We start from the raw sequence: 25794 nt of genomic DNA on the forward strand, positions 1-25794 counted from the left end.
CCGACTGGCATGCCGGCTCCTGCGCTGATAACCGCTGCAGCCATGGATATCGCTGCATGATCCTCCGGTCCTTCGCATGAACCTGCCTGCAGATCGCTTGCTGCTGTTCGGCGCCACCGGGGACCTCGCCCAGCGCATGCTGCTCCCCTCGCTCTGTGCGCTCGACGCTGACGGCTTGCTCGACAACGATCTAAAGATCGTCGCCACGGCACGTTCCGAAATGTCGACGCGCGACTATCGCGACTTTGCGCGCGCCGCGCTGGAGAAATACCTTCCCGATCACCGCCGGGGCGGGGTTGCCGAATTCCTCAACCGGCTTAGCTATGTCCCCGTCGATGCCACCACGCGCGAGGGATACGATGCCCTTGCGACCGAAGTCGGCGCATATGACAAGGGACTGGCCATCTTCCTTTCGACCGCGCCCAGCCTGTTCGAACCCACGATCGAGGGTCTCGTCCACGCCGGCCTGGCGCAGGGCAATGTTCGCATCGGGCTCGAAAAACCGTTGGGAACCGACCTCGCCTCGAGCGAGGAGATCAACGACGCCGTCGCCAAGGCGTTCAGCGAAGACCGCATTTTCCGTATCGACCATTACCTCGGCAAGGAAACGGTCCAGAACCTGCTCGCCCTGCGCTTTGCCAATATGCTGTTCGAGCCGGTCTGGAATGCGACCTATATCGACCATGTGCAGATCACCGTTGCCGAGACGGTCGGCCTGGAATCGCGGGTGGCCTATTACGACGACAGCGGCGCGCTGCGTGACATGGTGCAGAACCACATGCTGCAACTGCTGGCGCTTGTCGCGATGGAACCGCCGACCAGCTTCGATGCAACGGCGGTCCGCGACGAGAAGGTAAAGGTGCTGCGCGCGCTGCGCCCGATCGCGCGGGAGGAGACCGTTACCGGGCAATACCGCGCCGGTGCCGTCGAAGGCACCGCCGTGCCCGGCTACGACCAGGAACTGGGCAAGGACAGCGATACCGAGACCTTTGTGGCCTTGAAGGCGCATGTCGACAACTGGCGCTGGAAGGGCGTTCCCTTCTACCTGCGGACGGGCAAACGGCTGCCCGAGCGCGTGACCGAAATCGTCGTCCAGTTCCGCTGCGTTCCGCATTCCATATTCGAAGGACGCGGCGCCAGCACCAAGCCCAATCGGCTGGTGATCGGGATCCAGCCCGAAGAGAATGTCCAGCTGTCGATGATGGCCAAGGTCCCCGGGCTGGACCGCGACGGGATCCGGCTGCGGCAGATCCCGCTCGACATCGCCATGCCGGACGCGTTTTCGGGTACGGTCCGCAGGATCGCCTACGAACGGTTGCTGCTCGACCTGATTGAGGGCGACCAGACGCTGTTCGTGCGCCGCGACGAGGTCGAGGCGCAATGGGAATGGATCGACGCCATCCGCACCCTGTGGGAGCGCGAGGACATCAAGCCGAAAGCCTATGGTGCGGGCAGCTGGGGGCCCAGCGCCGCCATCGCCCTTGCCGAACGCGACGGAGTAAGCTGGCATGACGAATAAGCCGCTCAACGACACGATCCACCGCGTGACCCAGCGCGTCATTGCAAATTCGCGCGACAGCCGCGCCGCCTATCTCGACCTGATGGACCGCGAGAGCGAGCGGCAGGTGGATCGGACGTCGCTGTCCTGCTCCAACCTCGCCCACGCATTTGCCGGGGCCGAGGAAGACCAGACGGCCATCATGGCAGCCAAGGGCCCGAACCTGGGTATTGTCACCGCCTACAACGACATGCTGTCGGCGCATCAGCCCTATCACCGCTATCCCGAACGCATGAAGATCTGGGCGCGCGAAGTCGGCGCCACGGCGCAGGTCGCCGGCGGCACGCCGGCCATGTGCGACGGCGTGACGCAGGGCGAAGCCGGCATGGAATTGTCGCTGTTCAGCCGCGACACGATTGCCCTGTCGACCACTGTAGCGCTCAGCCATGCGATGTACGATGGGGTCGCGCTGCTCGGCATATGCGACAAGATCGTCCCCGGCCTGCTGATGGGCGCGCTGCGCTTTGGCCACCTGCCGGCCATTTTCGTACCCTCGGGCCCGATGGGGACGGGTATCTCGAACAAGGAAAAGCAGCGCGTGCGCCAGCTTTATGCCGAGGGCAAGGCAACACGTGAGGAATTGCTTGCCAGCGAAATGGGCAGCTACCATTCGCCCGGCACATGCACTTTCTACGGCACTGCCAATTCCAACCAGATGATGATGGAGATGATGGGTCTCCATGTCCCCGGAGCGGCGTTCGTCCAGCCGGGGGCGAAATTGCGGCAGCAACTCAGCCGCGCCGCCACGCATCGGCTGGCCGCCATCGGCCAGGCGGGCGATGATTTTCGTCCGCTGAGCCGCGTGGTCGACGAAAGGGCGATCGTGAATGCGGCAGTCGGCTTGCTGGCCACGGGCGGGTCAACCAATCACGCGATCCACATCCCGGCCATGGCGCGGGCGGCGGGCATTCGTTTCGACTGGACCGACCTGTCGGAACTGTCGTCTGCAGTCCCGCTGGTTGCGCGCGTCTATCCCAATGGCGCGGGCGATGTGAATCACTTCCACGAAGCCGGGGGGATGGGTTTCGTCGTCGGCACGCTGCTCGAGGAAGGACTGGCGCATGCCGATATCCTCACCGTGTGGGATGGCGGGTTCGAAAGCTACAGCCGCGAACCGGGCGTCGATAGCGACGGCGACACACTGGTCTGGCGCGATCCCGGGCCGTCCGGCGACAACGACATGCTTCGCCCGGCATCGGCACCGTTCCAGGCGGACGGCGGGATGCGACTGGTCGAAGGCACGCTGGGCCGCGCCTGTTTCAAATCCTCGGCCGTCGAACGCGAACGGTGGACCATCGAGGCGCCGTGCCGCGTGTTCGACACCCAGCGCGCCGTCAATGAGGCCTTCACGAGAGGTGAACTCGATCGCGACGTGATCGTCGTGGTCCGCTTCCAGGGGCCGCGCGCCAATGGCATGCCCGAGCTGCACAAGCTGACCCCCGCGCTCGGCGTGTTGCAGGATCGCGGCTACCGCGTCGCCCTGGTCACCGATGGCCGCATGTCGGGAGCCTCGGGCAAGGTGCCGGCGGCCATCCATTGCACTCCCGAAGCGCTTGGCGGCGGGCCGCTCGCCAAATTGCGGGACGAAGATGTCATCCGCATCTGCGCCGCTACCGGCGAGCTGTCGACCACCGCCGATCTCTCCAGCCGCGAGCCTGCCGAGGCCCCGCCGCCCGAGACCGGCATGGGCCGCGAATTGTTCGCCATGTTCCGTGCCGGCGCCGACGGCGCCGAACAGGGCGCTTCGGCCATGCTGGCGATGGCGGGCCTGTGAGCACCGACCTCGTCACTGTCGATATCGGCGGAACGCATGCGCGCTTCGCTATCGCCACGATCGGGGAAGATGGCGCGATCACGCTGGGCGAGCCCGAGACGCTGCACACCGATGACCATGCCAGCTTCCAGACCGCGTGGGAGGACTTTCGCAAGCGGATGGGCGGGACGCTGCCGCCGCGCATCGCCATGGCGATTGCCGGCCCGGTCGGTGATGATGTCATTCGGTTCACCAACAATCCATGGATCATCCGCCCGGCGCTGGTCCGCCAGAAACTGGGCGTGGACGATTACTGCATCGTCAACGATTTCGAAGCGGTGGCCCATGCAGTCGCGCGCGCGCCCGAGGACCAGTTCCTTCACCTCGCGGGCCCCGACCAGCCATTGACGGACGACGGCACGATCAGCGTCATGGGCCCGGGTACCGGGCTCGGCGTCGCGCATCTCTGGCGGTCAGCGGGGGAATACCGCGTCCAGGCGACCGAGGGCGGCCATATCGATTTCGCCCCGCTCGATACTATCGAGGACGCGATCCTCGCGCGGCTGCGCAAACGCCACCGGCGGGTGTCGGTCGAACGCGTCGTTTCTGGTCCGGCCATTGTCGACATCTACGAAACGCTTGCGGCGATGGAAAATCGCAAGACGCGCGAAGAGGATGACATTGCGATCTGGACCCGCGCCCTGGAGGATGGCGAAGGCCTGGCCGCAGCGGCGCTCGACCGGTTCTGCCTGTCGCTGGGTAGCGTGGCCGGCGATATCGCGCTGGCACAGGGCGGTTTCGGGGGCGTCGTGATCGCCGGCGGTCTTGGGTATCGCCTGCGCGACCATCTGCCCAAATCCGGCTTCGCCCAGCGGTTTCGCGCCAAGGGCCGGTTCGGAGAACTCATGGCGACCATTCCCGTAAAATTGATCACCCACCCCCAGCCGGGCCTGTTTGGCGCGGCAGCTGCCTTTGCCAGGAACCTGCGATGACCATTGCCGATATCATGCAGACTGCACCGGTCATTCCGGTGATCGTCGTCGACGAAATCGAGCAGGCGCAACCGCTTGCGCGCGCGCTTGTCGCGGGCGGGCTGCGCGTGCTCGAAGTCACGCTGCGCACCCCGGCAGCGCTCGACGCTATCAGCGCCATGCGCGAAGTCGACGGCGCGATCGTCGGCGCCGGTACGGTGACCAACCAGCAGGAGCTGGCCGACGCGATCGCGGCAGGGAGCGAATTCATCGTATCGCCCGGACTGACCGAACCGCTGGGCAAGGCCGCGATTCGCGAAGACATTCCCTTCCTGCCCGGCGTAGCGACTGCGGGCGACGTCATGCGCGGGCTCGATCTCGGCCTGACCCACTTCAAGTTCTTTCCCGCGATGGCCGCTGGCGGCCTGCCCGCGCTCAAGGCGCTGGCAGCTCCCTTCGGCCAGTGCCGCTTCTGCCCGACCGGAGGGATCACACTCGCCAATGCGCCCGAATGGCTGGCGTTCGATCCGGTGCTGTGTGTCGGGGGCAGCTGGGTCGCCCCGCGGGGGCCGGTGGACGAAACGAATGTATCCCACCTCGCCCGCGAAGCTGCCGACCTCTCGCGTTAAGGGTTCGGTGCCGAGTGTGCGAAAACGGCACGCGGCGGCAGGCATAGGTGGAAAATTCACCTCTTTATGCGCATAAGGTGCGCATGGATGTCATTCTGAAATGGATCGGCGGTGGCACAGTCGCGGCTGCGCTGGTGCTCTCCGGCATCGCTATCGGCGGCAGCGCGACCGCGGAGAGCGAGGTCGTGACGACCGAACGGGCTGCGCCGCAGCCTGTCGCCAAGCCGCTTGCCCCGCATGGCGCGATTGCAGCCAAGGCGGTCGCCGATGCGAAACGCCTCTACACCGTGCGCCGGGTGCTGCCGATCGACGGTCCGATCCGCTATGGCGAGTGGCACTGGGACGACGAAGGCGTGCCCGAAGGCCCGCTGCTGGTAACGGTCGACCTGCAGGCGCGGGTCATTTCGATCTTCCGTGGCGGCTACGAAATCGGTGCCGCCGCCGTGCTGCTGGGTACCGATGAGCATCCCACGCCCACCGGTGTCTTCCCGATCCTGTGGAAGCAGCGCCACAACGTGTCGGAGAAATACGGCAACGCACCGATGCCGTGGAGCATGTTCCTGACGAGCGACGGCGTGGCTATCCACGGCGGCAGCGAAGTCGAAAACGGATACGCCAGCCACGGATGCATCGGCGTGCCCGATCCCATCGCCGAGCGGCTTTTCGCGATTGCGAAAGAGGGTGACAAGATCGTGATCACCGACGGCGCACGGCTGGGCCTGGGCGACGCCATCATCTGATCGCGCTACCCGCCGCGACGCGGCGGCTCGGGGGTACAGACGTACCGGTCCGAGCGTCGTTCGATCAGCACGCCGCCGATGTTGCCGCGCGTACCCATCGTTTTGAGGAACGCCTGCGCCTCCCCCGTGGAAACCGTCCCGCCCACGGTCCGCACTGCCCTTGCGATCAGCCTCGCAGCAAGATCGGGCTGTGACGGGACTCGAATTTCCACCTTCTGCCCGCTTTCGACAGCCGCGGCATTCCAGAGTTCTTCGGCCAGTGACTCCAGGGTTTGCTCCGCTTCGGACAGGTGCGCGGCACTGCGGGCAAATGCCTTGCGGTCGATCCAGTCCACTCCGGCGATCTGTTGCCGAATCCGCACCCGGTCGTATCGGTCATCGCGATTGCTCGGGTCCTGAACCACGGGCAGGCTTAGACAGCCCACGACGGTTTGCAGCTCACCCTTCGTGAAGCCCAGCAGTGGGCGCAAGACGGGGACGGGACAGCCCTCGATTTCCGCTCGCGCGCGAATGCCCGCGAGACCGGCCAGCCCGCTCCCCCGGTTGAGCCGCATTAGCAGCGTTTCGACCTGGTCGTCCGCATGATGCGCGGTCGCGATGGCAGCAAAGCCGCGTTGGCCCGCCCAGCGGCCCAGCGCTGCGTAACGCGCCGCGCGCGCGCGGTCCTGGCGATTGCCTTCTGCCACGGTGATTCGCAGCGTCGTGCACGGGATCGACCGCTCTGCGCATACGCGCTCGACCAGCGCGCACTCCTCGGCAGCCTCTTTCCGCAGGCCGTGATCCACGGTCGCGACCTCGACCGCCCCATCGAAGCTCGCGGCTGCAAGACCCAGCAAGGCCATGCTGTCTGGACCACCGGACACCGCCAGGCCCAGTTTGCCTTCTGGGCGAATGGCGGCAAGATCGGCCCTGAAGCGTGCTAGCAGCGGCGGGTCGATCGCCGGGTCAATCGCAGGTCACCTTGGCGCGATTGGCTTCATACTGACCCTGCAGCCGTCCGGCGGCCAGTGCAGGATAGGTTTCGGAAAATTCGGCCAGCGCGATGCAGGCGCGGCGGGTGTCGTCGAGCGCGATCATCGCCTCGGCCAGATACAGCAGGCTGTCACCGGCGCGGGCGCCCGTCTTGTCTTCCTGGTAGTTCTTGAGGAACCAGGGCGCGGCTTCCTTGGCCTTGCCGTCGTCCAGATAGGCGCGCCCGAGCAGGTTGCGGCCATAGGTCGTGCGCCAGTGATCCGGGTGCTGTTCGACGAACATGGTCAGCTGCTGCTGCGCTTCGGGGAAAAAGCCGGCATCCCACAGACGGAAACCGTAGGAATATTCGTCGTCTGCCGGATCCTCGGTCTGCGGCTTGGCAATCGCCTGCACTGCGGCCAGCCGTTCCGCGCTGGGGCCCGACGCCTGTGTCGCCGCGACCGTTCGCGCGGCGCCAGCGCTGCCCGTCGTCGCGGCCATGCCACCGGCCGGTGCGCTTGCAGTGGTACGGGTACCCGAGGCTTCCAGAGCGTCGATGCGTTCGGTCAACTGACGCAGCGCATTGGAGTTTTCCTCGTTCTGCGCGGTCTGCCGCTGGAGCTGCGCTTCGAGCGCGTCGAGCCGGGCGAGGATATCGGTCACTGCAGTGGTCGATGCCCCGGTGGTGCTTGGGCGGGTCGCCGGCTGGGCGCTGATTTCGGGTTCGAAGAAACGGCCGTCGCCGCCCGGGAATACCGTGCGCTGCAGGGCGCGCACTTCGGCTTCCAGCCGGCGCAGGCGCGCTTCGTCGTTGCCGTCCTGCGGCAAGGCGGGTGCGGCCGTGGCAAGCAGGGCGAAACCGGCGCCGAAGAACGACAGGTTACGGGCGAGCGATGCGAAAGTCATCGAGGGCTCCTGGTGGAAAATCGGTAGCGGAAGAAAACTGCCCTAGCGCCGCGTCGCTGTCGAGGGCGCGAGGCGCGCTTATCCCCTTAACAAAGCAGGGTTCGTTAACCCTCGCCAGCCGCGGCTGCGGCGGGCTGCGCGGGTGCAGCACCGTCTTGGCCACGTGCCAGCAGCGCTTCGGCGGTGATCGGTGCGTCCTTGATCACTTCGTCCTCTTCGGAAAGCTTGGGCACCGACCGGCCGCCGACCGTGATCGCCAGGGCATAGGGACGCCCCGTCCACACTTGCGGCCCTTCGGCATCGCTGGGCACCGTGAAGCTGTCGCCGGCATCCATCTGCGCTTCGTAGAGGCGTTCGCCGTTGGCATCGTAGAACTTGACCCAGGTCCCGTCCATTTCGCTGGTGAAGACGACGGGGCCCGATGCAGCGGGCGCTGCCGCCTGGCGCGGCGCAGCATCATTCTCTTGTGCGGCCGATGCTGTGCGGTCTTCGGGAGCCTCGAGGGGTGCCGGGCCGAGGCCCGGAGCGAAATAGCTGCTGTAGAAGGCGTATATCCCGCCAATCAGCAGGATCCCCGCGAACAGCGCGAACCACGCCAGCCCCCGGCCCGGCACCCGTGCCGGATCGCCCGGCTCGAACTTGTCTGGCGAAGCGGTGCGTTCTTCGTCTTCGGCGAGTTCCATGCGCGCCTGATCGACGATCTCGCGTTCGTCGAGCCCGACGAGCCGCGCATAGGTGCGCGAAAAACCCACGGCGTAGGTGCGCGCGGGCAAGTCCGACAGCGCACCATTTTCGATGGTGAGGAGGTGGCGCTGCGGAATCCGGGTCTCCGCGGCAACCTGCGTCAAATCGAGCCCCCGCTCTTCGCGCGCAGCCTTGAGCCGTGCGCCGACACCGGTGTGCGTAACCACTTCCTCTTCAAGGTATTCTTCGTCGCTCATGCGATCCCCGATAATGCGAACCTGCGGTTTACCCGCATGTTGTCTTGACGCAGGCAAAGCGAAGCGCGGGCAGCCCTGTCAAGCACGCATCATAGCACAGATGCGCACGACCGACGAAAAGAGCCGCTTTCGCGGTGAAATCATTCAACCTCGATATCCCGTTCACCGGCCCATTGCTGCAAGGCGCCGCGCATATCCGGCGGCGGGGCGGCAAGCCAGCGGCTCATCTGCGCAGTAAGCTCGCCCAGATCGACCTTGCGCACCAGTTCCTTGATCGGACCGACCGCGGCCGGAGTGATCGAAAGCCGGCGATAGCCGATACCCAGCAGCGCCAGCGCTTCGAGCCGACGTCCGCCCATCTCGCCGCACACGCCAAGCTGGACATCGTGGCCGACGAAGGATCGCGACACCCGGGCAAGAAAGCGCAGGATCGCCGGACTCAGCCAGTCGTAACGCTCCGCCAGCTTGGGATTGGCGCGATCCGCCGCAAAGAGGAACTGGGTCAGGTCGTTGGTGCCCACCGACACGAAGGACAGCTTCGGCAGCAGCACGTCGAGCATATCGGCGAGCGCCGGCACCTCGAGCATGCAGCCATAGCGAATCGTTTCGGGGACCTGCCTGCGCCTGTCGCGCTGGAACGCGAGTTGGTCTTCGAACACTTTCTTGCCCGCATCGAATTCCCACGGTTCGCTGACCATCGGGAACATCACCGACAGTGACCGCCCCGCCGCAGCTTCAAGCAGCGCGCGCGCCTGAGCCTTGAGCAGGCCCTCGCGCTCGAGCGACAAGCGCAGCGCGCGCCAGCCCATCGCGGGGTTCTCGTCGCGTTCGGCCACCGCCGTGTCGAGATAGGGGACCGCCTTGTCGCCGCCGATATCGACAGTGCGGAAGATCACCGGCTTGTCTCCCGCCGCGTCGAGCACGTCGCGGTAGAGCCGCATCTGGCGGTCGCGCTGCGGCAGCGTGGAGGACACCAGGAACTGGAACTCGGTCCGGAACAGGCCGACCCCGTCGGCCCCGCTCATCGCGAGCGCGCTCATGTCGTCGCGCAGCCCCGCATTCATCATCACCGTGATCCGGGTTCCATCGCGCGTGAAGGGTTCGACATCGCGCAATTCGGCATAGGCGGCCTGCTTCTCGCGCGAGCGGGCGAAGCGCGTTTCGAACGCCTCGAGCACCTGCTGGTTGGGCCTGAGCGTGACCGTGCCGTGATCGGCATCGAGGATCACCTCGTCGCCTTCGGCCACGCGGGTGCGCAGTCCCGATACGCGGCCGAGCACGGGCACCCCCATCGCACGCGCCACGATCACGACATGCGCGGTGAGCGAACCTTCCTCCAGCACCACGCCCTTGAGCCGGCGCCGGTCATATTCGAGCAGTTCCGCAGGCCCCAGATTGCGTGCGAACAGCACCGTGTCGCGCCGCAGACCCTGCGTCGCCGCCGTGCCCAGCTGTCCCGAGACGATCCGCAGCAACCGGTTCGACAGATCCTCGAGATCGTGCATGCGATCGGCCAGCAGCGGATCGTCGATCTCGCGCATGCGCATCCGCGTACGCTGCTGTACCCGTTCGATCGCCGCCTCGGCTGTCAGCCCGCTGTCGATCGCCTCGTTGATGCGCCGGCTCCAGCCTTCGTCATAGGCGAACATCTTGTAGGTTTCGAGCACCTCGACATGTTCGCCGCCCTTGCCGAATTCGGGCTCGCGCGCCAGCGCATCGATCTGGTCGCGCATCTTGTCGAAGGCGCGGTACACACGCTGGCGTTCCGCCTCGACATCCTCTGCCACTACCTGGTCGATCTCGATCCGCGGCTGGTGAAAAACCGCCTGCCCCGCCGCGAGTCCTTTGACCAGCGGCAGTCCTTCGAGGATGTCGTTTTCGACATGCGAGATCTCGAGGTCGATCACGCTTTCGCCGTCGACCAGTTCCTTGTGTGCGATCAGTTCCGACAGCACCATTGCGGTGGTCTGCAGCGCTTCGATCTCGACATCTTCATAGCGCCGCGGATCGACATGCTGGACGCACAGGACACCGACCGCCCGTTCGCGGTAGACGATCGGGACACCCGCGAAGGAGTGGAACTGTTCCTCGCCCGTTTCGGGGCGGTAGGCGAAATCGGGATGCGCCTTGGCCTCGGCCAGATTGAGCGTCTCGATATTGTTCGCGATCGTGCCGGTGAGCCCCTCGCCCACGGCCAGCCGCGTCACATGCACTGCTTCGGGATTGAGGCCCTGCGTCGCATAAAGCTCCAGCGCACCTTCGCGCAGCAGGTAGATCGAGCAGACCTCGCTCGACAGGCTTTCGGCAATGATCTCGACCACCCGGTCGAGCTTGTACTGCGCATGCGTGCGCCCGGCCATCACCTCGTGCAGGCGGGTAAGTATCTGGCGGGCGGAGGCTGCAGCTGTCATGGCTGCAGCCTATAGCAAATTGATGGGAGGGCGGAAGCGGGATGCCAATCCCCGCTTCCCGAAAGATCCGATCAGCTCGACGCGATCTCTTCCTTGATCCGCAGCTTCTGCTTCTTGATCTGGCGGATCATCGCAATGTCAGGCGCAGGCCGGATTTCTTCTTCGTGCAGGCGAGCCTCGAGCCCGGCGTGCTTGGCTTTGAGCGCGTCGACATGAGATGAGTGCATCGAATTGTCTCCTAGACGGTTGTGCGACCTCTGGAGCGACTCGTGCGCTTGCGCGGCACGCGCCGCAGGGGAGTATCAAACCACAGGATTGCCGATTTACAAAACGCAGAGTTGGGGCCATGCGGCGAAACGGTCGCGAAGGGCGATCATCCGGGAAAGGTTCGCGTGAACGAACAGGAACTGCGCAAACGGCTGGCCCTGCTCCGCAGCGAGCACCGCGATCTCGACGTCGCGATTGCGGCGCTGATCCAGACCGGCGCGCAGAGCGGCTTCGTCGACCAGCTGCAAATGGCCCGCCTTAAAAAGCGCAAACTGGCTCTGAGGGACCGCATCGCGGCGATCGAGGACGTGCTGATCCCCGATATAATCGCCTGATCACAACGACTTCGCCGCAAGGCGTCCCATCGCAGGACTGCCATGGTAAACGCAGTGGCGAGCCCCCCGGCCGGGGCGTAGGGTGCATCCATGCCCACACGCGACATCAACTGCGAAATTATCGAAGAACTGTATTCGCAAGCGCTCGTGCTTGCCGATGACGCGCGCACCGTGTTCGATCTGCGGCGGACCGACACCGCGGTCCAGCCCGACGATCTGACGCGCGTCGCGCTGTCGATCGAGGGCCTGCGCACGACCACGCGGTTGATGCATGTGCTTGCCTGGCTGCTCAACCAGCGGGCCTATCGCTCCGGCGAACTGTCTGCAGGCCAGCTGGCCCGCAGCGGGCGGCTGCCCGACGAGCCCCCTGCCGATGCGGACAATCTCGCGCTGCTGGAGCCCGCCACGCGGGCGCTGATCGAAGAGGGCGAGACGCTGCATGCACGCGTTGCCCGACTCGACCGCGAATGGCGCGCAAACGCCGGGGAGCCACCGGTGGAAGAACTGCGCGGACGCATCACCGCGGCCTTCGCGCGCGGCTGATCAGGCCGCGGCCAACGCCTTGGCATAGCGCGCCAGCCGCGCGTCGCGTACATCCTTCGCCATTTCGGCAGCAAAGCACCGCGTGCCGCCGCGCATCGCCGGCGCCGCGTCATCGAGCGTGGCGAACAATCCGCAGCCGACCGCTGCAAGGATCGCCGCGCCAAGCGCCGTGGTCTCGACGAAATCGGGCCGTTCGACGGGCAGGTCGAGGATATTCGCCAGGTCCTGCGCCATCCAGTCGTTGACGCTCATGCCGCCATCGATGTTGAGCCGGCACCAGGGCGCCCCATCGGCCGCAAAGGCGCTTGCCAAGTCATGCGTCTGGTGCGCCATCGCCTCGAGCGCCGCGCGCGCGATCTGCGCCCGCCCGCTGGCAAAGCTGAGCCCCGAAATCACGCCGCGCGCATCGGGCTTCCAGTGCGGAGCGCCCAGCCCGGCCAGAGCGGGCACGATCACAACCTCGCCGCTATCCTCGATCGAACGGGCCAGCTCCTCTGTTTCCGCAGCGCTGCCGATCAGCCCGAGCTGGTCGCGCAGGTACTGGACCAAACTGCCCGCAACGAAACACGACCCCTCGATCGCATAGGTCCTTACGCCATCCTGCTGGTAGAGCACGGTACCCAGCAGGCGGTGGTCCGACCGCGGAATCGCCTGCCCCATATTGGTCAGTACGAAAGCGCCGGTGCCGTAGGTAGCCTTGGTTTCGCCGAAACCGAGGCAGCCTTGCCCGATCGTGGCCGCTTGCTGATCGCCCGCCAGGCCGCAGATGGGTATCGCCCTGCCGAGCCATTCGGGCTCGCTCGTCGCCAATGATCCGTGCGTATCGACGACCTCGGGCAGCGCTGCACGCGGCACGCCGAACAGTTCACACAGATCCTCGTCGAACTGCGCCCCGTCGAGCGCCAGCAACTGCGTCCGGCTGGCATTGCTCGCATCGCTCAGATGCGCGCCGCCCGACAGTTTGTAGACCAGCCAGCTTTCTACCGTGCCGAAGGCGAGCGCCCCGTTCTGCGCCGCGGCCTGGACGGTTTCGTCATGGTCGAGCATCCAGCGCATCTTGGTGCCCGAAAAATAGGGGTCGAGCAGCAGCCCGGTGCGCTGCTGCACGGCGGCTTCGTGGCCATAGTCTTTCATGTCGGCGCAGAACTGCGCGGTCCGGCGGTCCTGCCACACGATGGCGCGGGCCAGCGGCTCGCCCGTATGGCGGTCCCACGCGACGACCGTTTCGCGCTGGTTGGTGATTCCGATCGCTGCGATCGCACCGGCCGCCTCGCCAGTGACTTGCCGCGCGCAGGCAAGCGTCTTGGTCCATATCTCGGACGCATCGTGTTCGACCCATGCGGGGCGCGGATAATGCTGGGTCAGCTCCTCCTGGGCGACCGCTTCCATCGTCCCGTCGGGTGCGAAAATCATCGCGCGGGTGGAGGTGGTCCCCGCGTCGAGGACGAGAATGCGATCGGCCATGCTCTCTCCCTTGCGAATGGCGGGTGGTGACATGGCGCAAGCAAACCCCCATATGCAAGACCATGGCAGGACCTCCTCCCAAACCGTGGCCCACCGGGCAGGCGATGCAGCTCGAACCGCTGGTGCGCCGCGTGCTCGCCCCCAACCCCTCGCCCTACACCTACACGGGGACGCAGTCCTACATCGTCGGTATCGGCGATGGCTGCGCGGTGATCGATCCCGGCCCGGACGAGAAGGACCACCTGCTCGCGCTCGATGCTGCGATCGGCGAGGAACACGTCTGCGCGATCATGTGCACGCATACCCACCGCGACCATTCGCCCGCAGCGAAGACGCTCGCCGCGCGCACCGGCGCGCCGATCGTCGGCTGTGCCCCGCTGGTGCTCGACGACAGCGGACCGCGCGCCGATGCCTCGTTCGACCGCACATATGAACCCGACAGGGTCATGGAAGATGGCGAACAGATGACCGGCCCCGGCTGGACGCTGACCGCGGTCGCCACGCCCGGACACGTGTCGAACCACCTCTGCTTCGCGCTAGAGGAAAGCGGCGCGCTGTTCACCGGCGACCATATCATGGGCTGGTCGACCAGCGTCGTGATCCCGCCCGATGGCGACATGGGCGATTACATGAAGAGCCTCGAGCGGCTTTATGCGCGCGAGGACCGGGTGTTCTACCCTGCGCATGGCGAGGCAGTCGACAAGCCGCGCCAGCTCGTGCGCGGGATGATCGGGCACCGCCGCCAGCGCGAGAACCAGATCGTCCGCTTGCTGGGTGAAGGCCCGCACGAAGCCCCCGATTTCGTCGGCAAGATGTACAAGGGCCTCGACCCCAAGCTGCACAAGGCCGCCGAGATGTCGGTGACCGCGCATCTGATCGATCTGGAACAGCGCGGCCTCGTCGCCCGTTCGGGCAAGACATGGCAGACGATCTGAAACGAAGCGAGCGCACGGTCGCACCTGAAGTCCAGCAGGACCGCCCGCTCGCGCGCGTCCAGGCGGTGCCGTGGCTGATCGTCATCGTTCTGCTCGCGGCAGTCGCGTGGCTCGGCTGGCGCGCGTTTTTCTACCAAGAGGAAGGCGACCCGGTGGGAAGCGCCCTGCTGGCGTTCGAGAAGCAGAATTCGCTGACCGTCTTTTCCAGCCGCTTCGAGGTTGTTGCCGAAAGCGTCGACCGGCGCGGCGTGCTCAACATCGACCTGCTTGAAAGCCGGCAGGCGGCGATCATTCCCGCCACGGTCGAATACCGCCTCGACCTGTCGAACATGGACCGCGACCGGTTCGCATGGGATGCGGAAAGCGAGACCCTTTCGGTGGTGCTGCCGGCGCTGCGCATCTCGCGGCCCAATCTCGACGAAGCGGCGCAGACAACCTTCACCGAAGGCACCTATGTCACTCGCGATGCCAGCACCGACCTCGCGCGCAACAATTCGCAGCAGGCGGAGCGTAAGGCCACCGCCTTCGCCAAGAACCCCGAAGTCCTCGCGCTGGCACGGCAGGCGGCAAAGGATGCGGTACGGCAGAACCTCGCCATTCCGTTACAGATTGCCGGCTATGGCGATGTGACGGTCGCAGTGCGGTTCGACGGGGAAGCCCCTCCCGGAAATTGACGCTCCCCGAACCGCCGGGTAACCTCCTCCAAAAATAGCCAGGTCGCGTTTTTGGAGGAGATACGGGATCATGGCGACCATTCATCCGCCGCAGGTTGCAGCGCCGCGCGAACAGACGCGGTTTTTCTTTGTCATGGCTTTGGTCATGGCGCTGGTGATCGTGGGCGGCTTCACCCTCCAGCTGGCGATGGGCCGGTCCAGCTTTGCAGTCCCTGCCGCCTATCACCTGCATGCCGCGGTCTTCATGGGCTGGATCGGGATCTACCTGACACAGCACGTCACCGCACTGCGCGGGCAATGGGGATTGCATGCCGGTTTCGGCCGGATCGCCTATCTCTGGATCCCGCTGATGCTGGTCTTCGGCAGCGTGCTGATGGTGGTGGTCGCGCGGCGCACCGGCGGGCCCTTCTTCTTCCACGTGAGCGAGTTCCTGTGGAGCAATATGATGCTGCTGTGGTGCTTCGGCGGCCTTGCCTTCTGGGCGCTGCGCCGGCGGCGCTACACCGGCTGGCACAGGCGCTTGATGCTGTGCGCCATGGCGATCCTGACTGGACCCGGTCTCGGCCGGATCCTGCCCCTGCCGCTGATGATCCCGCATGCATGGACGATCACCACGCTGGCTACGATGGTGTTTCCCGTAATCGGCATGATCGCCGACAAGCGCGCGACGGGACGCGTGCACCCCGCCTATCTGTGGGGCCTCGGCATCTACGCCGCCGTGTTCGTCCTGTCGCTGGTGCTGGCCCATTCGGAGACGGGGATGGCGATTACCCGCAGCGTGATCGCGGACACGCCGGGCGAACTGCGTCCGATGGAGGCGTTTCTGCCACCCGGCTTCACAATGTAGGAACGCCCTCGCCTTCCGGGCCGTTCGGTCTATAAGCGCCCCAAACGTAGCAGACGGGACCCCACATGACCGCACAGACCGACCTGCCGACCGGCCAGGACCTGCTCGCCGAGATCAATCGCCTCCGCAAGGAGAAGAACGCGATCATTCTCGCGCATTACTACCAGACCGCCGATATCCAGGACCTTGCCGATTTCGTCGGCGACAGCCTGGAATTGAGCAAGAAGGCCGCCGAAACCGATGCCGATGTGATCGCCTTTTGCGGCGTGAAGTTCATGGCCGACACGGCGAAGATCCTCAGCCCCGAAAAGATCGTGGTGCTGCCCGACATGGACGCGGGCTGCAGCCTCGAGGACAGCTGTCCGCCGGAAAAGTTCAAGGCTTTTCGCGAAGCGCATCCCGACCATATCGCGCTGACCTACATCAATTGCTCGACCGAAGTGAAAGCGCTCAGCGACGTGATCGTCACCAGCTCAAGCGCGGAAACGATCATCAGCCAAATCCCCGAGGACCAGAAGATCATCTTCGGACCCGACCGGCACCTGGGCGGCTATATGAGCCGCAAGTTCAACCGCGAGATGCTGCTGTGGCCGGGCGTGTGCATCGTGCACGAGGCGTTCAGCGAGACCGAGCTTCTGAAGCTCAAGGCGCAGCATCCCGATGCGCCGGTCGCCGCGCACCCCGAATGCCCGCCGACCATCGTCGATCATGCCGATTACGTCGGTTCGACCAGCGGCATATTGCAATTCGCGGAGACCTTCGAGGGCGATACGCTGATCGTGGCGACCGAGCCGCACATCATGCACCAGATGGAAAAGGCGCTGCCCAACAAGACCTTCATCGGCGCGCCCGGTGCCGACGGCAACTGCAGCTGCAACATCTGCCCCTATATGGCGCTGAACACGATGGAAAAGCTCTACGCCTGCCTGCGCGATCTCGAACCGCGGATCGAGATCGAGGAAGGGCTGCGCCTCAAGGCCAAGCAGAGCCTCGACCGCATGCTCGAAATGGCCAGCGGCACGATCGGCAAGGGCGATCTGGGCCGCGTCTAGGATACTAATTCAGGGAGAGAATTGATGGTCGCACGTCTGGCGCTGGCCGCCGCGCTCGTTTTCGCCGCCGCACCGATCGCGGCGCAGGAGAGCGATGCGGAGGATCCGTATATCTGGCTCGAGGAAATCCAAGGCGAGCGCGCGCTGGCCAAGGTCGACCAGTGGAATGCCGATACCGAGGCGGTGCTGACCGCGCAGGCCGAATATCCGCTGGCCAAGGCCTGGGCCAGGCAGATCCTCGACGATACGCGGCAGATCGCGATGCCCGATGCGGTGATGGGCAATCAGGTCACCAATCTGTGGCGCGACGCGGTCAATCCGCGCGGGTTGTGGCGCACCGCGACGCTCGAGAGCTATCTGGCGGGCGCCCCCGAATGGCGCACACTCATCGATGTCGACCAGCTGGGCGAGGACGAGGGCCAGAGCTGGGTCTGGCACGGCGCCGATTGCCTCGCGCCCGAATACACCCGCTGCCTGGTCTCGCTTAGCCCGGGCGGCACCGATGCGGATGTGGTCCGCGAGTTCGACATTGCGACCGGCGCTTTTGTCGAAGGCGGGTTCACCCTGCCCGAAGCCAAGTCGAACGTCGCCTGGTATGACGAGAACACGCTTTTCGTCGGCACCGACGAAGGCGCCGGATCGCTGACCGATTCGGGCTATCCGCGGCTGGTCAAATTGTGGCAGCGCGGGACAGATTTCGCCCAGGCACGGCTGATTGCCGAAGGCCAGCAGACCGATATCAGCATGAGCGGCTTCTCGGTGCTCGATGGTGAAACGCGGTGGCGGTTCGTCCGCCGGGGCCCCGATTTCTGGACGGGCGAATACAGCCTCGTCGCCGAGGACGGATCGCTGATTGCCCTGCCGCTGCCTCGGGACGCGGGCTTCGAGGCCGTGCTCGACGGCCATGTGATTGCCAAGATGAACTCGCTGCAGGTGTCGAGCGCCGGGTGGAGCGCGCCGATGGGCGCGTTGGTCGCCTGGTCGCTTGCGGATATCGCAGCCGGCCGCAGCGTTGCGCCGACCGTGATTTTCAGACCGAGCGAAACGCAGGCGGTCGAAGATGTCGCGGCGTCGGAAACCAAGCTGTGGGTCAAGGTGCTGGACGATGTGTCGGGCAAACTGATCGAGCTGACGCCGGGCGCCGAAGGCTGGGCCCAGCGTACCATGGACCTGCCTGCCAACAGCACGATCCAGATCGCCGAGACCAGCGGCAAGGGCGACACCGCCTTCGTCACGGTCGAGAGCATGCTGACTCCGCCCACGCTCTATGCGGTGCCCAGCGATGGCGCACCAGAAGCGATCGCGAGCGAGCCGGCGCAGTTCGATGCGGGCAAGTTCACGGTCGAACAGAAGTTCGCCATTTCGAAGGACGGCACCAAGGTGCCCTATTACCTCGTTCGTCCGAAAGATGCCGAAGGCCCGCTACCCACGCTGATCCACGCCTACGGCGGCTTCCGCGCGGCGCAGACGCCGAAATATCTGACCGCCGAACCCTATCGGAGCGGGCCGCTGGGCCTGTTCTGGGTCGAAAGCGGCAATGCCTATGTCCTCGCCAATATTCGCGGGGGCGGCGAATACGGGCCCAGCTGGCATGAAGACGCGCTGCGCGAAAAACGCCAGAACAGCTTCGACGATTTCCATGCAGTGGCCGACGATCTCGTCGCCAACCGGCTGGCTACCCCGGGCCGTATCGCCGCTTCGGGCCGCTCGAACGGCGGCGTGCTGGTCGGCGCGGTCGCGAACCAGCGCCCCGATCTCTACGGCGCGATCATTTCGGGCAGTCCGCTGATCGACATGAAGCGCTACAACAAGCTGCTCGCGGGCGCATCGTGGATGGCCGAATACGGCAATCCCGACGTACCATCGGACTGGGCCTTTATGCGCGAATGGTCGCCCTACCAGAACATGCGCGATATACCGGACGTCCCCGCGGCGTTCTACTACCTCTCGACGCTCGACGACCGCGTACATCCGGGCCATGCGCGCAAGGCGGCGGCCAAGCACGAAGCCTGGGGCCAGACCTTCTATTATCACGAGTACCGCGAGGGCGGCCATTCGGTCGGATCGGACCACGAGGAAGATGCGAAACGCGCGGCATTGCTGCTCGCCTATCTCAACTGCGAGATCGGGACGGGCGCGGAGTAAGGCACGCATTCCGGGCTGGCGCGTTACTGTCCCTGTCCTTTAGGATAGGGGCGTCCGCTATGAGAAGGAACGGCATTTGGCCGCCAAGGGCCCGCTTCGCGGCATCTCGCAATATGTGATCCACCGGCTGGTGGCCAATTACTGGTCGCTGCCGCTGATCGCCGTGTTCGGAGCCCCGCTGCTGGGTGCGGCGGTTCTGTGGACGGACCGCGCCTTTGCCGGGGAATGGCTGTTCGAGCGCGGAGTCACCCTGCTCGTCGCCGGCGATGCGGCGCAGGACCTCGCGATCGCGATTGTCGGGGTGAACGCGGCGCTGCTGACGCTCTACTGGTCGGTCACGCTGATCGTGTTGACGCTGGCCACGGCCAATCTGGGCGTACGGCTGGTCGATCGCTGGCTCGACAAGGTGCTTACCCGCGTCTCGGTTGCCGGGCTGACCTTCTGCCTCGTCTTCTCGATCGTGGTGCTGTCGCGGATCGATCCCGAAGCAAGCCTTGCCGAATTGCCGCACTTCGCGCTGGCGGTGCTGTTCGCGCTCGAACTGGTCAACATCGCCATGCTGGGCGTGGCAATCCACGATCTGGGGCGTACGATGTTCGTCGACCGCTCGATCGCGCATCTTGGTACCGAAGCGTCGAGCATTGCCATCCCGGTCGTGGCGGCAGAACCTTTCGCGGGCGAATGGCGCTTCGCCCTGCCCGCCCCGCGCGAAGGCTATGTCGAGGGAATGGACCTCGAGCGGTTGCGCAAGCGCCTGGCCACGCACGAAGGGCAGGTCCGCTTCTGCGCGGCACCGGGCCAGCATGTCCTGAAGGGCGAACCGCTGGTCCAGTTCGAATATGAACCTCGCAAGACCAAACCCGTGCTGCGCACCGTGGCAATCGGCGATTTTCGTTCCAGCGTGCAGTCGACGGTCTATCAGGTCCGGCTGCTGGTCGAAGTGGCCAGCCGCGCCCTCTCGCCCGGGATCAACGATTTCTACACCGCGCTGGCCTGCGCTGACCAGCTCGCCGCCGCGATGGCGGGCCATGCGCAAACTTGGGTCGATGACGGGCTGGTCGCAGTGTACGAACACGATCCCCGGTTCGAACTGCCGGGGCAGGATTTCCGCGGGCTGTTCGAAGGCCCTCTCAAGGCGTTTCGCCAGGCCGCCGCCGATTATCCTTCGGTCTCGATACGGATCATCGAAAATCTCGCGCGGTTGAGAACGCTGCTGGCCGAACAGGGCTGCCCGGGCGCGCTGCTGCAGTTCTTCCAGACATGCGCAGCGGAAATGCATGCCCATGCCCGCGCCAATGCCGAACACGATTCCGACCGGGCGGACATCGATCGTGCTTTCGACAAGTGCCTGCTTGCGGTAGCCGGCGAAGCATGATCGCACGGCTGCGCAAATTCTGGCACGACATCAATGCCAGCTACTGGTTCCTGCCGGCGCTCTTTTCGATCGTCTGCGTGGCACTGGCGCTTGGTACGATCTGGCTCGACCGCAGCGGATGGGCCGATTTCCTCAACGACGTGGATTGGCTCGAACCGGCGCGCCCCGACGGGGCGAGCAACATCCTAACGGTCATCGCCGGGTCAATGATCGGGGTCGCATCGACCGTGTTCTCGATCACCATCGCCGCAGTCGCCTATGCCAGCGGCAATTACGGCCCGCGCTTGCTGACCAATTTCATGGAAGACCGCGGCAACCAGTTCAGCCTGGCGACCTTCATCGGCACATTCGTTTATGCCATCACCGTGCTGCGCAGCGTGCGGGCGGAAGACGAGGTGGCGACCAATCTGGAAGACGCCGCCGCAACCGCGCTGCCGGGCTTCGTCCCGCAGCTGTCGCTGCTGGTCGCCTTCGGCCTGATGGCGCTTTCGGTCGCGGTACTCGTCTATTTCCTCAACCACATTCCTGCCTCGATCCGCATCAACACGGTCCTGAAGGACATCGGCGCGCGCCTGCTGACCGATATCGAGGCGCGGTTTCCCGATCCCAACACCGGCCAGCGCGCCGGGACGGCGCCCGACGGCAGCCCGATAACCGCGCGCGAAACGGGATACGTACAAGCGATTTCCTTCTCGCGGCTCGAACGGATCGCGCAGCGCGAGAACGGCAAGCTCAAGCTGGCCGTCCGCACGGGGGACTTCGTCCACCCCAAGGTCGTGATCGCCTATTGGGCGGACATGGATGTGGTCGAGGATTGCCCCGACGCGGATGTCCGCGAATGCTTTACGCTGGGCAGCATGCGTACGCCGAGCCAGGACATGCAGTTCCTGATCGACGAATTGGTGGAGATCGGCTTGCGCGCGCTCTCGCCCGGGATCAACGATCCCTTCACTGCCGTAACCGCGGTCCACTGGCTCGGCGCGGCGACGGCCGAACTGGGACGGCGGGACCTCACGCGCAGCTATGCCAGCAATGGCGAAGAGCCGCGCGTGGTCCTGCTCGAGGACGATTTCGAACATTTCGTCAGCCGCGGTTTCGGCGCGATGCGCGGCGGGCTGGCCAACAACCGGATCGCCGCCCAGGTCGCGTTCGAGGCGATGGTCGATGCGGCGTCCACGCTCGATGACGAGACGCGGCGCGAAACCCTCGCCCGCGAAGGCAACCTGCTGATGCTGCAGGCGCGCGAGCATCTGGTCGGCCCCGAGCTCGACATGGTGGAGGCACGCTACCAGCGCTTCCTCCAGGATATCGAGCGCTAGCGCATGCGCGGCTTGCGCTTCACCCGCGCCAGCACCAGCGCCGTACCGACAAGCACCATGCCGACCACATCGAGCGGCACCAGCGTTTCGCCGAAAACGAGCCAGCCGACGAGGGCAGCCAGCGCGGGCTGGGTCAGCAAGGCCATGCCGATGATCAGCGGCGGAAAATGCCCGAGCGCGAAGACCAGCAGGCCCTGCCCGACGATCTGGCTGCTCAGCGCCAGGATCAGCACGGGGCCCCAACCCGCCGTGCCCGGCCACACCGGCTCACCTGCCACCAGCGCAATTCCGAGCAGTATCGGTGCCGCTGCGAGGCTGACCAAGAGCAGGACCGTCCACTGCCCCAGCTGCGCGCGCGCGCGCTGGGCCGGGAGCAGGTAGAAAGCGTAGAACACGCCCGCGAGCAGGCAGAACAAATCACCCGCGAAGCTGGTCGGCGAGATCTCGAGGCTGCGGCCCAGCAGTATGCCGGCCCCCGCCAATGCGGCAAACACCCCGATGCCTTCCTGGCCCGTCGGCGCCCGCCGCGCCGCGATCAGGCCCCAGATCATCAGGATCACGCTGCCCGAATTGCCGAACAGCGTCGCGTTGGCGAGCCGGGTCTGCTCGATCCCGACATGCCAGCTGGCAAGATCGACTGCGAAGAACGCGCCTGCCAGCAGGCAGAGCAGCGCCAGGCCGCGATCGAGCGCCAGCGGTGAACGCCCCCGCCACGCCAACAGGGCGAGCAGCGGGATCGGCAGCAGCAGGCGCCAGAATCCGGCCGACACCGGCCCGGTGTCCGCCAGCCGCACGAGCCAGGGCCCCAGCGCCAGCGCGACATTGCCGGCGATCAGCGCCGCGAAGTGCCATGCGCTCGCCTGATAGCCATTTTTGTCGCGGGGAGCGGTTGCGCTGGTCATTGGCGGCCCCTAGCTCTTTGATCCAAACGCGTCAGCAAGAAGGATTGCCCCGCATGCACGAAAGCCTGTTCCAGCCGCTCACCATGGGTGCCCTCGAAACCCCGAACCGGATTTTCATGGCACCGCTCACGCGGGGGCGTTCGACCCAGCCGGGATCGGTGCCCAACGAGATGATGGCGACATATTACCGGCAGCGGGCAAGTGCCGGGCTGATCATCTCCGAAGCCACGGGGATCAGCGTCGAAGGACTGGGCTGGCCCGCCGCCCCCGGTATCTGGAGCGATGAACAGGTCGAGGGCTGGAAGCAGGTGACTCAGGCGGTCCACGATGAAGGCGGGCTGATCGTGCTGCAGATGTGGCACATGGGCCGGCTGGTGCATCCCGATTTCCTCGGCGGCAATCCGCCGGTTTCCGCCAGCGCGACGACCGCGCCGGGCCACGCGCACACATTCGAAGGCCGCAAGGACTATGAACAGGCAAGAGCGGCCACCGTCGAGGACATCGCGCGCATCGTGGAGGACTACCGCAAGGCGGCCGAGAATGCGAAGAAGGCCGGCTTCGACGGGGTCCAGCTTCACGCCGCCAATGGCTATCTGATCGACCAGTTCCTGCGCGACAGCACCAATCTGCGCGAAGACGAATATGGCGGCAGCGCCGAAAACCGCACCCGGATCCTGCGCGAAGTGCTGACCGCGCTGATCGATGTATGGGGCAAGGACCGGGTCGGCGTCCGGCTGTCGCCCAATGGCGAAACGCAGGGCTGCGACGATAGCGATCCGGCAACCACCTTCGGCGCGGCCGCCAAGGTCGTCGAGGAACTCGGCGTGGCCTTTCTCGAACTGCGCGAGCCCGGACCGGATGGCACTTTCGGCAGCACCGACGTGCCCAAGCAGAGCCCCCTGATCCGCAAGATCTATTCGGGCACCCTCGTTCTCAACAGCGACTATTCGGCCGCAGAGGCGGTGGCCGACATCGATGCGGGCCGCGCCGATGCGATCAGCTGGGGCCGCGATTTCATTGCCAATCCCGACCTGCCTGAGCGCTTCAAGCTGGGGGCGGACATCGCCCCGAATGTGGATGTCCCGCGCAGCTGGTATGGTAAGGGTCCACACGGATACATCGATTACCCTAAACTAACCGATGAGGATCAAGCTGCAGTGGGCTGATTTGCCCTTGGCGATAGTCTGGAGGTTCAATGCGATCGTGGATCCTGATCCCGGCAGAGAATGACAAGGCTATCGCCGCGGCCGCCGGATCGGGTGCGGGTGCCATCGTCATCGACCTCGCCCGTCCGCTGGCGCCCGGCTTGCAGGCTGCGGCCCGGATGGCGGCGAGCGCATGGCTGCGCGCGCATCGCGAACAGGTGGTCGCCGAACGCCGGTTCGAACGGTGGGCGCGCATTCCGGGGCTCGATACGGCGGACTGGCGCGAGGCGCTCGGCGCCGCGATGGAAGGGTCCCCGCATGGCATCGTGCTCGCCAATTGCCGCGGCGCCGAGGACATCCGCCAGCTGGCCTCGGTGCTCTACGAAATGGAAGACCGGCTGGGGCTGGCCGCCAACATCACGCGGATAATCCCCCAGCTCGGATCGCGTCCGGTCGATGCACTGGCGATCGGCCGTCTGGCGGACGATCTGCACCCGCGCGTGTCCGGGCTGACATGGGATGCGATCGGCCTCGCCCGAGCAATCGGCGCGCGGCGCCTGCGCGGCCCCGGCGGACGCTGGAGCGACCCGCTGGCCCATGTCCGGGCGCAGGTGGTCCTGATCGCGCATGCCCGCGGCATCGATGCCATCGAACATCCCTTCCGCGACGTGCAGGACGCCGATACCGGCCGCCGGGTGGCGGAAACAGCGCGGGCCGACGGCTTCACCGGCATGGTCGCGGTCCATCCCGCGCAGGTTCCCTGGATCAATTCCGCCTTCGCTCCGCTGGAAAGCGAGCTATCCGAAGCCTTCAGGATCGTTGCCGCCTTCCGCGCCGATCCCGATGCGCCGTTCCTGGTGGTGGGAGACCGCCGGGTCGAACGGTCCGAGTTGCAACGCGCCAGGCGGTTGCTGGGCGAAGACTAGCCCACGGGGCTATCCTGCCCTGCGTCGTCGGGCTGCGCCGGCACATCGTCCGCATCGTCATTCCGTTCGGCCACGGCAGGCGCGCTCGGAGCGGGATCCCCCGCGCCCGCACCCTGCGAAGCGGCAGGCGCATCGGCCACCGGAGGCGATTGCGAACGCAGCCGGTCGAGCGGGATCATGTCGTCGCTGATCGTCCCGCCGAGCACCTCGCCCTTGGCGGCGCGGTCGGCCTCGTCGGCGTTTTCCTCGAGCGGGGCCTCGTCCTGACAGGCCGACAGGGCGAGCGGGCCAGCGACGAGCAGGACCATCGAACGAAATCTCATGGCAGCGCAGAGCCCTTCCCTTCGAGCGCTTCGAGGAAATCACCGAAGCGCCGGTGCAATGCCTCATCGAATGCCGCAGGCGCAAGCGCGATTCCCAAACGCTCGAGACTGGTTACGCCGAAATCCTCGATGCCGCAGGGCACGATGCCGCCGAAATGGGCAAGATCGGGGGCCAGGTTTACCGAGAAGCCGTGCATCGTCACCCAGCGCCGCACGCGCACGCCGATGGCTCCGATCTTCGCCTCGCGCCCATCGATATCGCGCGTCCAGATGCCGATCCGGCCTTCGCTGCGCCAGCTGTCGACGCCGATATCTGCCAGCGTGGCGATCACCCAGCCTTCGAGCGAATGGACGAAACAGCGCACGTCGCGGCCGCGTTGCTTCAGGTCGAGCATGACATAGCCGATCCGCTGGCCCGGACCGTGATAGGTGTACCGTCCCCCGCGCCCCGCCTCGACGACATCGAACCGCGGATCGAGCAATTCGGCGCCATCGGCACTGGTCCCGGCCGTATAGACCGGGGGATGTTCGAGCAGCCAGACCAGTTCGCCCGCTGCGCCTTCGGCGATCGCATGATTGCGCGCAGTCATGCTTTCGAGCGCGGTGCGGTAGTCGATCCGGCCCGGCTCGGCGCGCCATTCGACGGTTTCGGGTGAAGCAGTGGACATAGGCGATTGCGTGG

General features: G+C 65.8%; 25 protein-coding genes. 16 read left to right on the forward strand and 9 right to left on the reverse strand.

Going from position 1 to position 25794, the window contains the following annotated elements:
• Nucleotides 1-76 precede the first annotated feature (76 nt).
• The 5 genes from zwf to GRI55_RS01160 all read left to right on the forward strand — a co-directional run bounded on the left by zwf (nucleotide 77) and on the right by GRI55_RS01160 (nucleotide 5651).
• Entirely contained in the window at nucleotides 77-1519 is a 1443-nt protein-coding gene (gene zwf / locus GRI55_RS01140) for a glucose-6-phosphate dehydrogenase (RefSeq protein WP_160765916.1), read from the forward strand.
• Complete coding sequence (gene edd, locus GRI55_RS01145) at nucleotides 1509-3332, forward strand: phosphogluconate dehydratase (protein ID WP_160765917.1); 1824 nt, start codon at nucleotides 1509-1511, stop codon at nucleotides 3330-3332. Before zwf ends, edd begins: the two co-directional genes overlap by 11 nt.
• Complete coding sequence (glk, locus tag GRI55_RS01150; RefSeq protein WP_063505912.1) at nucleotides 3329-4303, forward strand: glucokinase; 975 nt, start codon at nucleotides 3329-3331, stop codon at nucleotides 4301-4303. The genes edd and glk overlap by 4 nt, the downstream gene beginning before the upstream one ends.
• Nucleotides 4300-4911 (forward strand): bifunctional 4-hydroxy-2-oxoglutarate aldolase/2-dehydro-3-deoxy-phosphogluconate aldolase, encoded by a 612-nt coding sequence (gene eda, locus GRI55_RS01155; protein WP_160765918.1) that lies wholly within the window; start codon nucleotides 4300-4302, stop codon nucleotides 4909-4911. Before glk ends, eda begins: the two co-directional genes overlap by 4 nt.
• Before the next feature lie 83 nt (nucleotides 4912-4994).
• Entirely contained in the window at nucleotides 4995-5651 is a 657-nt protein-coding gene (locus GRI55_RS01160; RefSeq protein ID WP_160765919.1) for a L,D-transpeptidase family protein, read from the forward strand.
• Nucleotides 5652-5656: 5 nt separating this feature from the next.
• Here the strand turns inward: GRI55_RS01160 and tilS are convergent, their stop codons facing one another.
• From tilS to GRI55_RS01185, 5 genes are all read right to left on the reverse strand, one after another.
• Nucleotides 5657-6514 (reverse strand): tRNA lysidine(34) synthetase TilS, encoded by an 858-nt coding sequence (gene tilS / locus GRI55_RS01165; protein ID WP_307019717.1) that lies wholly within the window; start codon nucleotides 6512-6514, stop codon nucleotides 5657-5659.
• Between the two features lie 82 nt (nucleotides 6515-6596).
• On the reverse strand, nucleotides 6597-7508 hold the full coding sequence (locus GRI55_RS01170) for a tetratricopeptide repeat protein (RefSeq protein WP_202392311.1): 912 nt from the start codon (nucleotides 7506-7508) through the stop codon (nucleotides 6597-6599).
• Between the two features lie 104 nt (nucleotides 7509-7612).
• Nucleotides 7613-8449: a helix-turn-helix domain-containing protein gene (locus GRI55_RS01175; RefSeq protein ID WP_063511443.1), complete on the reverse strand. Its 837-nt coding sequence runs from the start codon at nucleotides 8447-8449 to the stop codon at nucleotides 7613-7615.
• Nucleotides 8450-8589: 140 nt separating this feature from the next.
• Nucleotides 8590-10860 (reverse strand): phosphoenolpyruvate--protein phosphotransferase, encoded by a 2271-nt coding sequence (ptsP, locus tag GRI55_RS01180; protein ID WP_050600875.1) that lies wholly within the window; start codon nucleotides 10858-10860, stop codon nucleotides 8590-8592.
• 71 nt (nucleotides 10861-10931) lie between these two features.
• Complete coding sequence (locus GRI55_RS01185) at nucleotides 10932-11087, reverse strand: YdcH family protein (protein WP_082835760.1); 156 nt, start codon at nucleotides 11085-11087, stop codon at nucleotides 10932-10934.
• Between the two features lie 165 nt (nucleotides 11088-11252).
• Here GRI55_RS01185 and GRI55_RS01190 point away from each other — a divergent pair, with 165 nt between their 5' ends.
• On the forward strand, nucleotides 11253-11462 hold the full coding sequence (locus tag GRI55_RS01190) for a YdcH family protein (RefSeq protein ID WP_050601010.1): 210 nt from the start codon (nucleotides 11253-11255) through the stop codon (nucleotides 11460-11462).
• A 90-nt stretch (nucleotides 11463-11552) separates the two neighbouring features.
• The gene (locus GRI55_RS01195) at nucleotides 11553-12005 is read left to right on the forward strand and encodes a DUF1465 family protein (RefSeq protein WP_160765921.1); all 453 of its coding nucleotides are present in this window, start codon (nucleotides 11553-11555) and stop codon (nucleotides 12003-12005) included.
• Here the strand turns inward: GRI55_RS01195 and GRI55_RS01200 are convergent, their stop codons facing one another.
• Entirely contained in the window at nucleotides 12006-13469 is a 1464-nt protein-coding gene (locus tag GRI55_RS01200) for a glycerol kinase (RefSeq protein WP_160765922.1), read from the reverse strand.
• A gap of 62 nt (nucleotides 13470-13531) precedes the next feature.
• Between GRI55_RS01200 and GRI55_RS01205 the strand changes: the two genes are divergently transcribed.
• The 7 genes from GRI55_RS01205 (at nucleotide 13532) to GRI55_RS01235 (ending at nucleotide 21816) form a co-directional block, all read left to right on the forward strand.
• Nucleotides 13532-14404, forward strand: a complete 873-nt coding sequence (locus GRI55_RS01205; protein WP_160765923.1) for an MBL fold metallo-hydrolase — start codon at nucleotides 13532-13534, stop codon at nucleotides 14402-14404.
• Nucleotides 14389-15078: a DUF4230 domain-containing protein gene (locus GRI55_RS01210; RefSeq protein ID WP_160765924.1), complete on the forward strand. Its 690-nt coding sequence runs from the start codon at nucleotides 14389-14391 to the stop codon at nucleotides 15076-15078. Before GRI55_RS01205 ends, GRI55_RS01210 begins: the two co-directional genes overlap by 16 nt.
• 70 nt (nucleotides 15079-15148) lie before the next feature.
• Nucleotides 15149-15925, forward strand: a complete 777-nt coding sequence (locus GRI55_RS01215; protein ID WP_160765925.1) for a hypothetical protein — start codon at nucleotides 15149-15151, stop codon at nucleotides 15923-15925.
• Between the two features lie 65 nt (nucleotides 15926-15990).
• Nucleotides 15991-16977: a quinolinate synthase NadA gene (gene nadA / locus GRI55_RS01220; protein ID WP_160765926.1), complete on the forward strand. Its 987-nt coding sequence runs from the start codon at nucleotides 15991-15993 to the stop codon at nucleotides 16975-16977.
• 24 nt (nucleotides 16978-17001) lie between these two features.
• Nucleotides 17002-19122, forward strand: a complete 2121-nt coding sequence (locus GRI55_RS01225) for a prolyl oligopeptidase family serine peptidase (RefSeq protein ID WP_160765927.1) — start codon at nucleotides 17002-17004, stop codon at nucleotides 19120-19122.
• Between the two features lie 76 nt (nucleotides 19123-19198).
• Nucleotides 19199-20497 (forward strand): DUF2254 family protein, encoded by a 1299-nt coding sequence (locus tag GRI55_RS01230; RefSeq protein ID WP_160765928.1) that lies wholly within the window; start codon nucleotides 19199-19201, stop codon nucleotides 20495-20497.
• Entirely contained in the window at nucleotides 20494-21816 is a 1323-nt protein-coding gene (locus GRI55_RS01235; protein ID WP_050600883.1) for a DUF2254 domain-containing protein, read from the forward strand. Before GRI55_RS01230 ends, GRI55_RS01235 begins: the two co-directional genes overlap by 4 nt.
• Here GRI55_RS01235 and GRI55_RS01240 read toward each other — a convergent pair.
• Nucleotides 21813-22718 carry a DMT family transporter gene (locus GRI55_RS01240; protein WP_160765929.1) on the reverse strand — a complete coding sequence of 302 codons (906 nt, stop codon included), beginning with the start codon at nucleotides 22716-22718 and terminating at the stop codon, nucleotides 21813-21815. The genes GRI55_RS01235 and GRI55_RS01240 overlap by 4 nt on opposite strands.
• A gap of 53 nt (nucleotides 22719-22771) precedes the next feature.
• Between GRI55_RS01240 and GRI55_RS01245 the strand changes: the two genes are divergently transcribed.
• Nucleotides 22772-23884, forward strand: coding sequence for an alkene reductase (locus GRI55_RS01245; protein ID WP_050600885.1), 1113 nt, complete (start codon nucleotides 22772-22774; stop codon nucleotides 23882-23884).
• A gap of 29 nt (nucleotides 23885-23913) precedes the next feature.
• Nucleotides 23914-24789: an HpcH/HpaI aldolase/citrate lyase family protein gene (locus GRI55_RS01250; RefSeq protein WP_160765930.1), complete on the forward strand. Its 876-nt coding sequence runs from the start codon at nucleotides 23914-23916 to the stop codon at nucleotides 24787-24789.
• Here GRI55_RS01250 and GRI55_RS01255 read toward each other — a convergent pair.
• Together GRI55_RS01255 and lipB are read right to left on the reverse strand one after the other, a co-directional pair.
• Entirely contained in the window at nucleotides 24786-25112 is a 327-nt protein-coding gene (locus GRI55_RS01255) for a hypothetical protein (RefSeq protein WP_160765931.1), read from the reverse strand. The genes GRI55_RS01250 and GRI55_RS01255 overlap by 4 nt on opposite strands.
• A complete protein-coding gene (gene lipB, locus GRI55_RS01260) occupies nucleotides 25109-25780 on the reverse strand; it encodes a lipoyl(octanoyl) transferase LipB (protein WP_160765932.1) in 672 nt (223 codons plus the stop codon). Before lipB ends, GRI55_RS01255 begins: the two co-directional genes overlap by 4 nt.
• Nucleotides 25781-25794 lie beyond the last annotated feature (14 nt).

Source organism: Qipengyuania citrea (genome assembly GCF_009828015.1).
Classification (GTDB): domain Bacteria; phylum Pseudomonadota; class Alphaproteobacteria; order Sphingomonadales; family Sphingomonadaceae; genus Qipengyuania; species Qipengyuania citrea.

Coding starts and splice junctions, on each gene's coding strand:
- zwf (WP_160765916.1), top strand. CDS start 77: ATGAACCTGCCTGCAGATCGCTTGCTGCTGTTCGGCGCCACCGGGGAC.
- edd (WP_160765917.1), top strand. CDS start 1,509: ATGACGAATAAGCCGCTCAACGACACGATCCACCGCGTGACCCAGCGC.
- eda (WP_160765918.1), top strand. CDS start 4,300: ATGACCATTGCCGATATCATGCAGACTGCACCGGTCATTCCGGTGATC.
- GRI55_RS01160 (WP_160765919.1), top strand. CDS start 4,995: ATGGATGTCATTCTGAAATGGATCGGCGGTGGCACAGTCGCGGCTGCG.
- GRI55_RS01170 (WP_202392311.1), bottom strand. CDS start 7,508: ATGACTTTCGCATCGCTCGCCCGTAACCTGTCGTTCTTCGGCGCCGGT.
- GRI55_RS01175 (WP_063511443.1), bottom strand. CDS start 8,449: ATGAGCGACGAAGAATACCTTGAAGAGGAAGTGGTTACGCACACCGGT.
- ptsP (WP_050600875.1), bottom strand. CDS start 10,860: ATGACAGCTGCAGCCTCCGCCCGCCAGATACTTACCCGCCTGCACGAG.
- GRI55_RS01185 (WP_082835760.1), bottom strand. CDS start 11,087: ATGCACTCATCTCATGTCGACGCGCTCAAAGCCAAGCACGCCGGGCTC.
- GRI55_RS01195 (WP_160765921.1), top strand. CDS start 11,553: ATGCCCACACGCGACATCAACTGCGAAATTATCGAAGAACTGTATTCG.
- GRI55_RS01200 (WP_160765922.1), bottom strand. CDS start 13,469: ATGGCCGATCGCATTCTCGTCCTCGACGCGGGGACCACCTCCACCCGC.
- GRI55_RS01205 (WP_160765923.1), top strand. CDS start 13,532: ATGGCAGGACCTCCTCCCAAACCGTGGCCCACCGGGCAGGCGATGCAG.
- GRI55_RS01210 (WP_160765924.1), top strand. CDS start 14,389: ATGGCAGACGATCTGAAACGAAGCGAGCGCACGGTCGCACCTGAAGTC.
- GRI55_RS01215 (WP_160765925.1), top strand. CDS start 15,149: ATGGCGACCATTCATCCGCCGCAGGTTGCAGCGCCGCGCGAACAGACG.
- nadA (WP_160765926.1), top strand. CDS start 15,991: ATGACCGCACAGACCGACCTGCCGACCGGCCAGGACCTGCTCGCCGAG.
- GRI55_RS01225 (WP_160765927.1), top strand. CDS start 17,002: ATGGTCGCACGTCTGGCGCTGGCCGCCGCGCTCGTTTTCGCCGCCGCA.
- GRI55_RS01235 (WP_050600883.1), top strand. CDS start 20,494: ATGATCGCACGGCTGCGCAAATTCTGGCACGACATCAATGCCAGCTAC.
- GRI55_RS01240 (WP_160765929.1), bottom strand. CDS start 22,718: ATGACCAGCGCAACCGCTCCCCGCGACAAAAATGGCTATCAGGCGAGC.
- GRI55_RS01245 (WP_050600885.1), top strand. CDS start 22,772: ATGCACGAAAGCCTGTTCCAGCCGCTCACCATGGGTGCCCTCGAAACC.
- GRI55_RS01250 (WP_160765930.1), top strand. CDS start 23,914: ATGCGATCGTGGATCCTGATCCCGGCAGAGAATGACAAGGCTATCGCC.
- GRI55_RS01255 (WP_160765931.1), bottom strand. CDS start 25,112: ATGAGATTTCGTTCGATGGTCCTGCTCGTCGCTGGCCCGCTCGCCCTG.
- lipB (WP_160765932.1), bottom strand. CDS start 25,780: ATGTCCACTGCTTCACCCGAAACCGTCGAATGGCGCGCCGAGCCGGGC.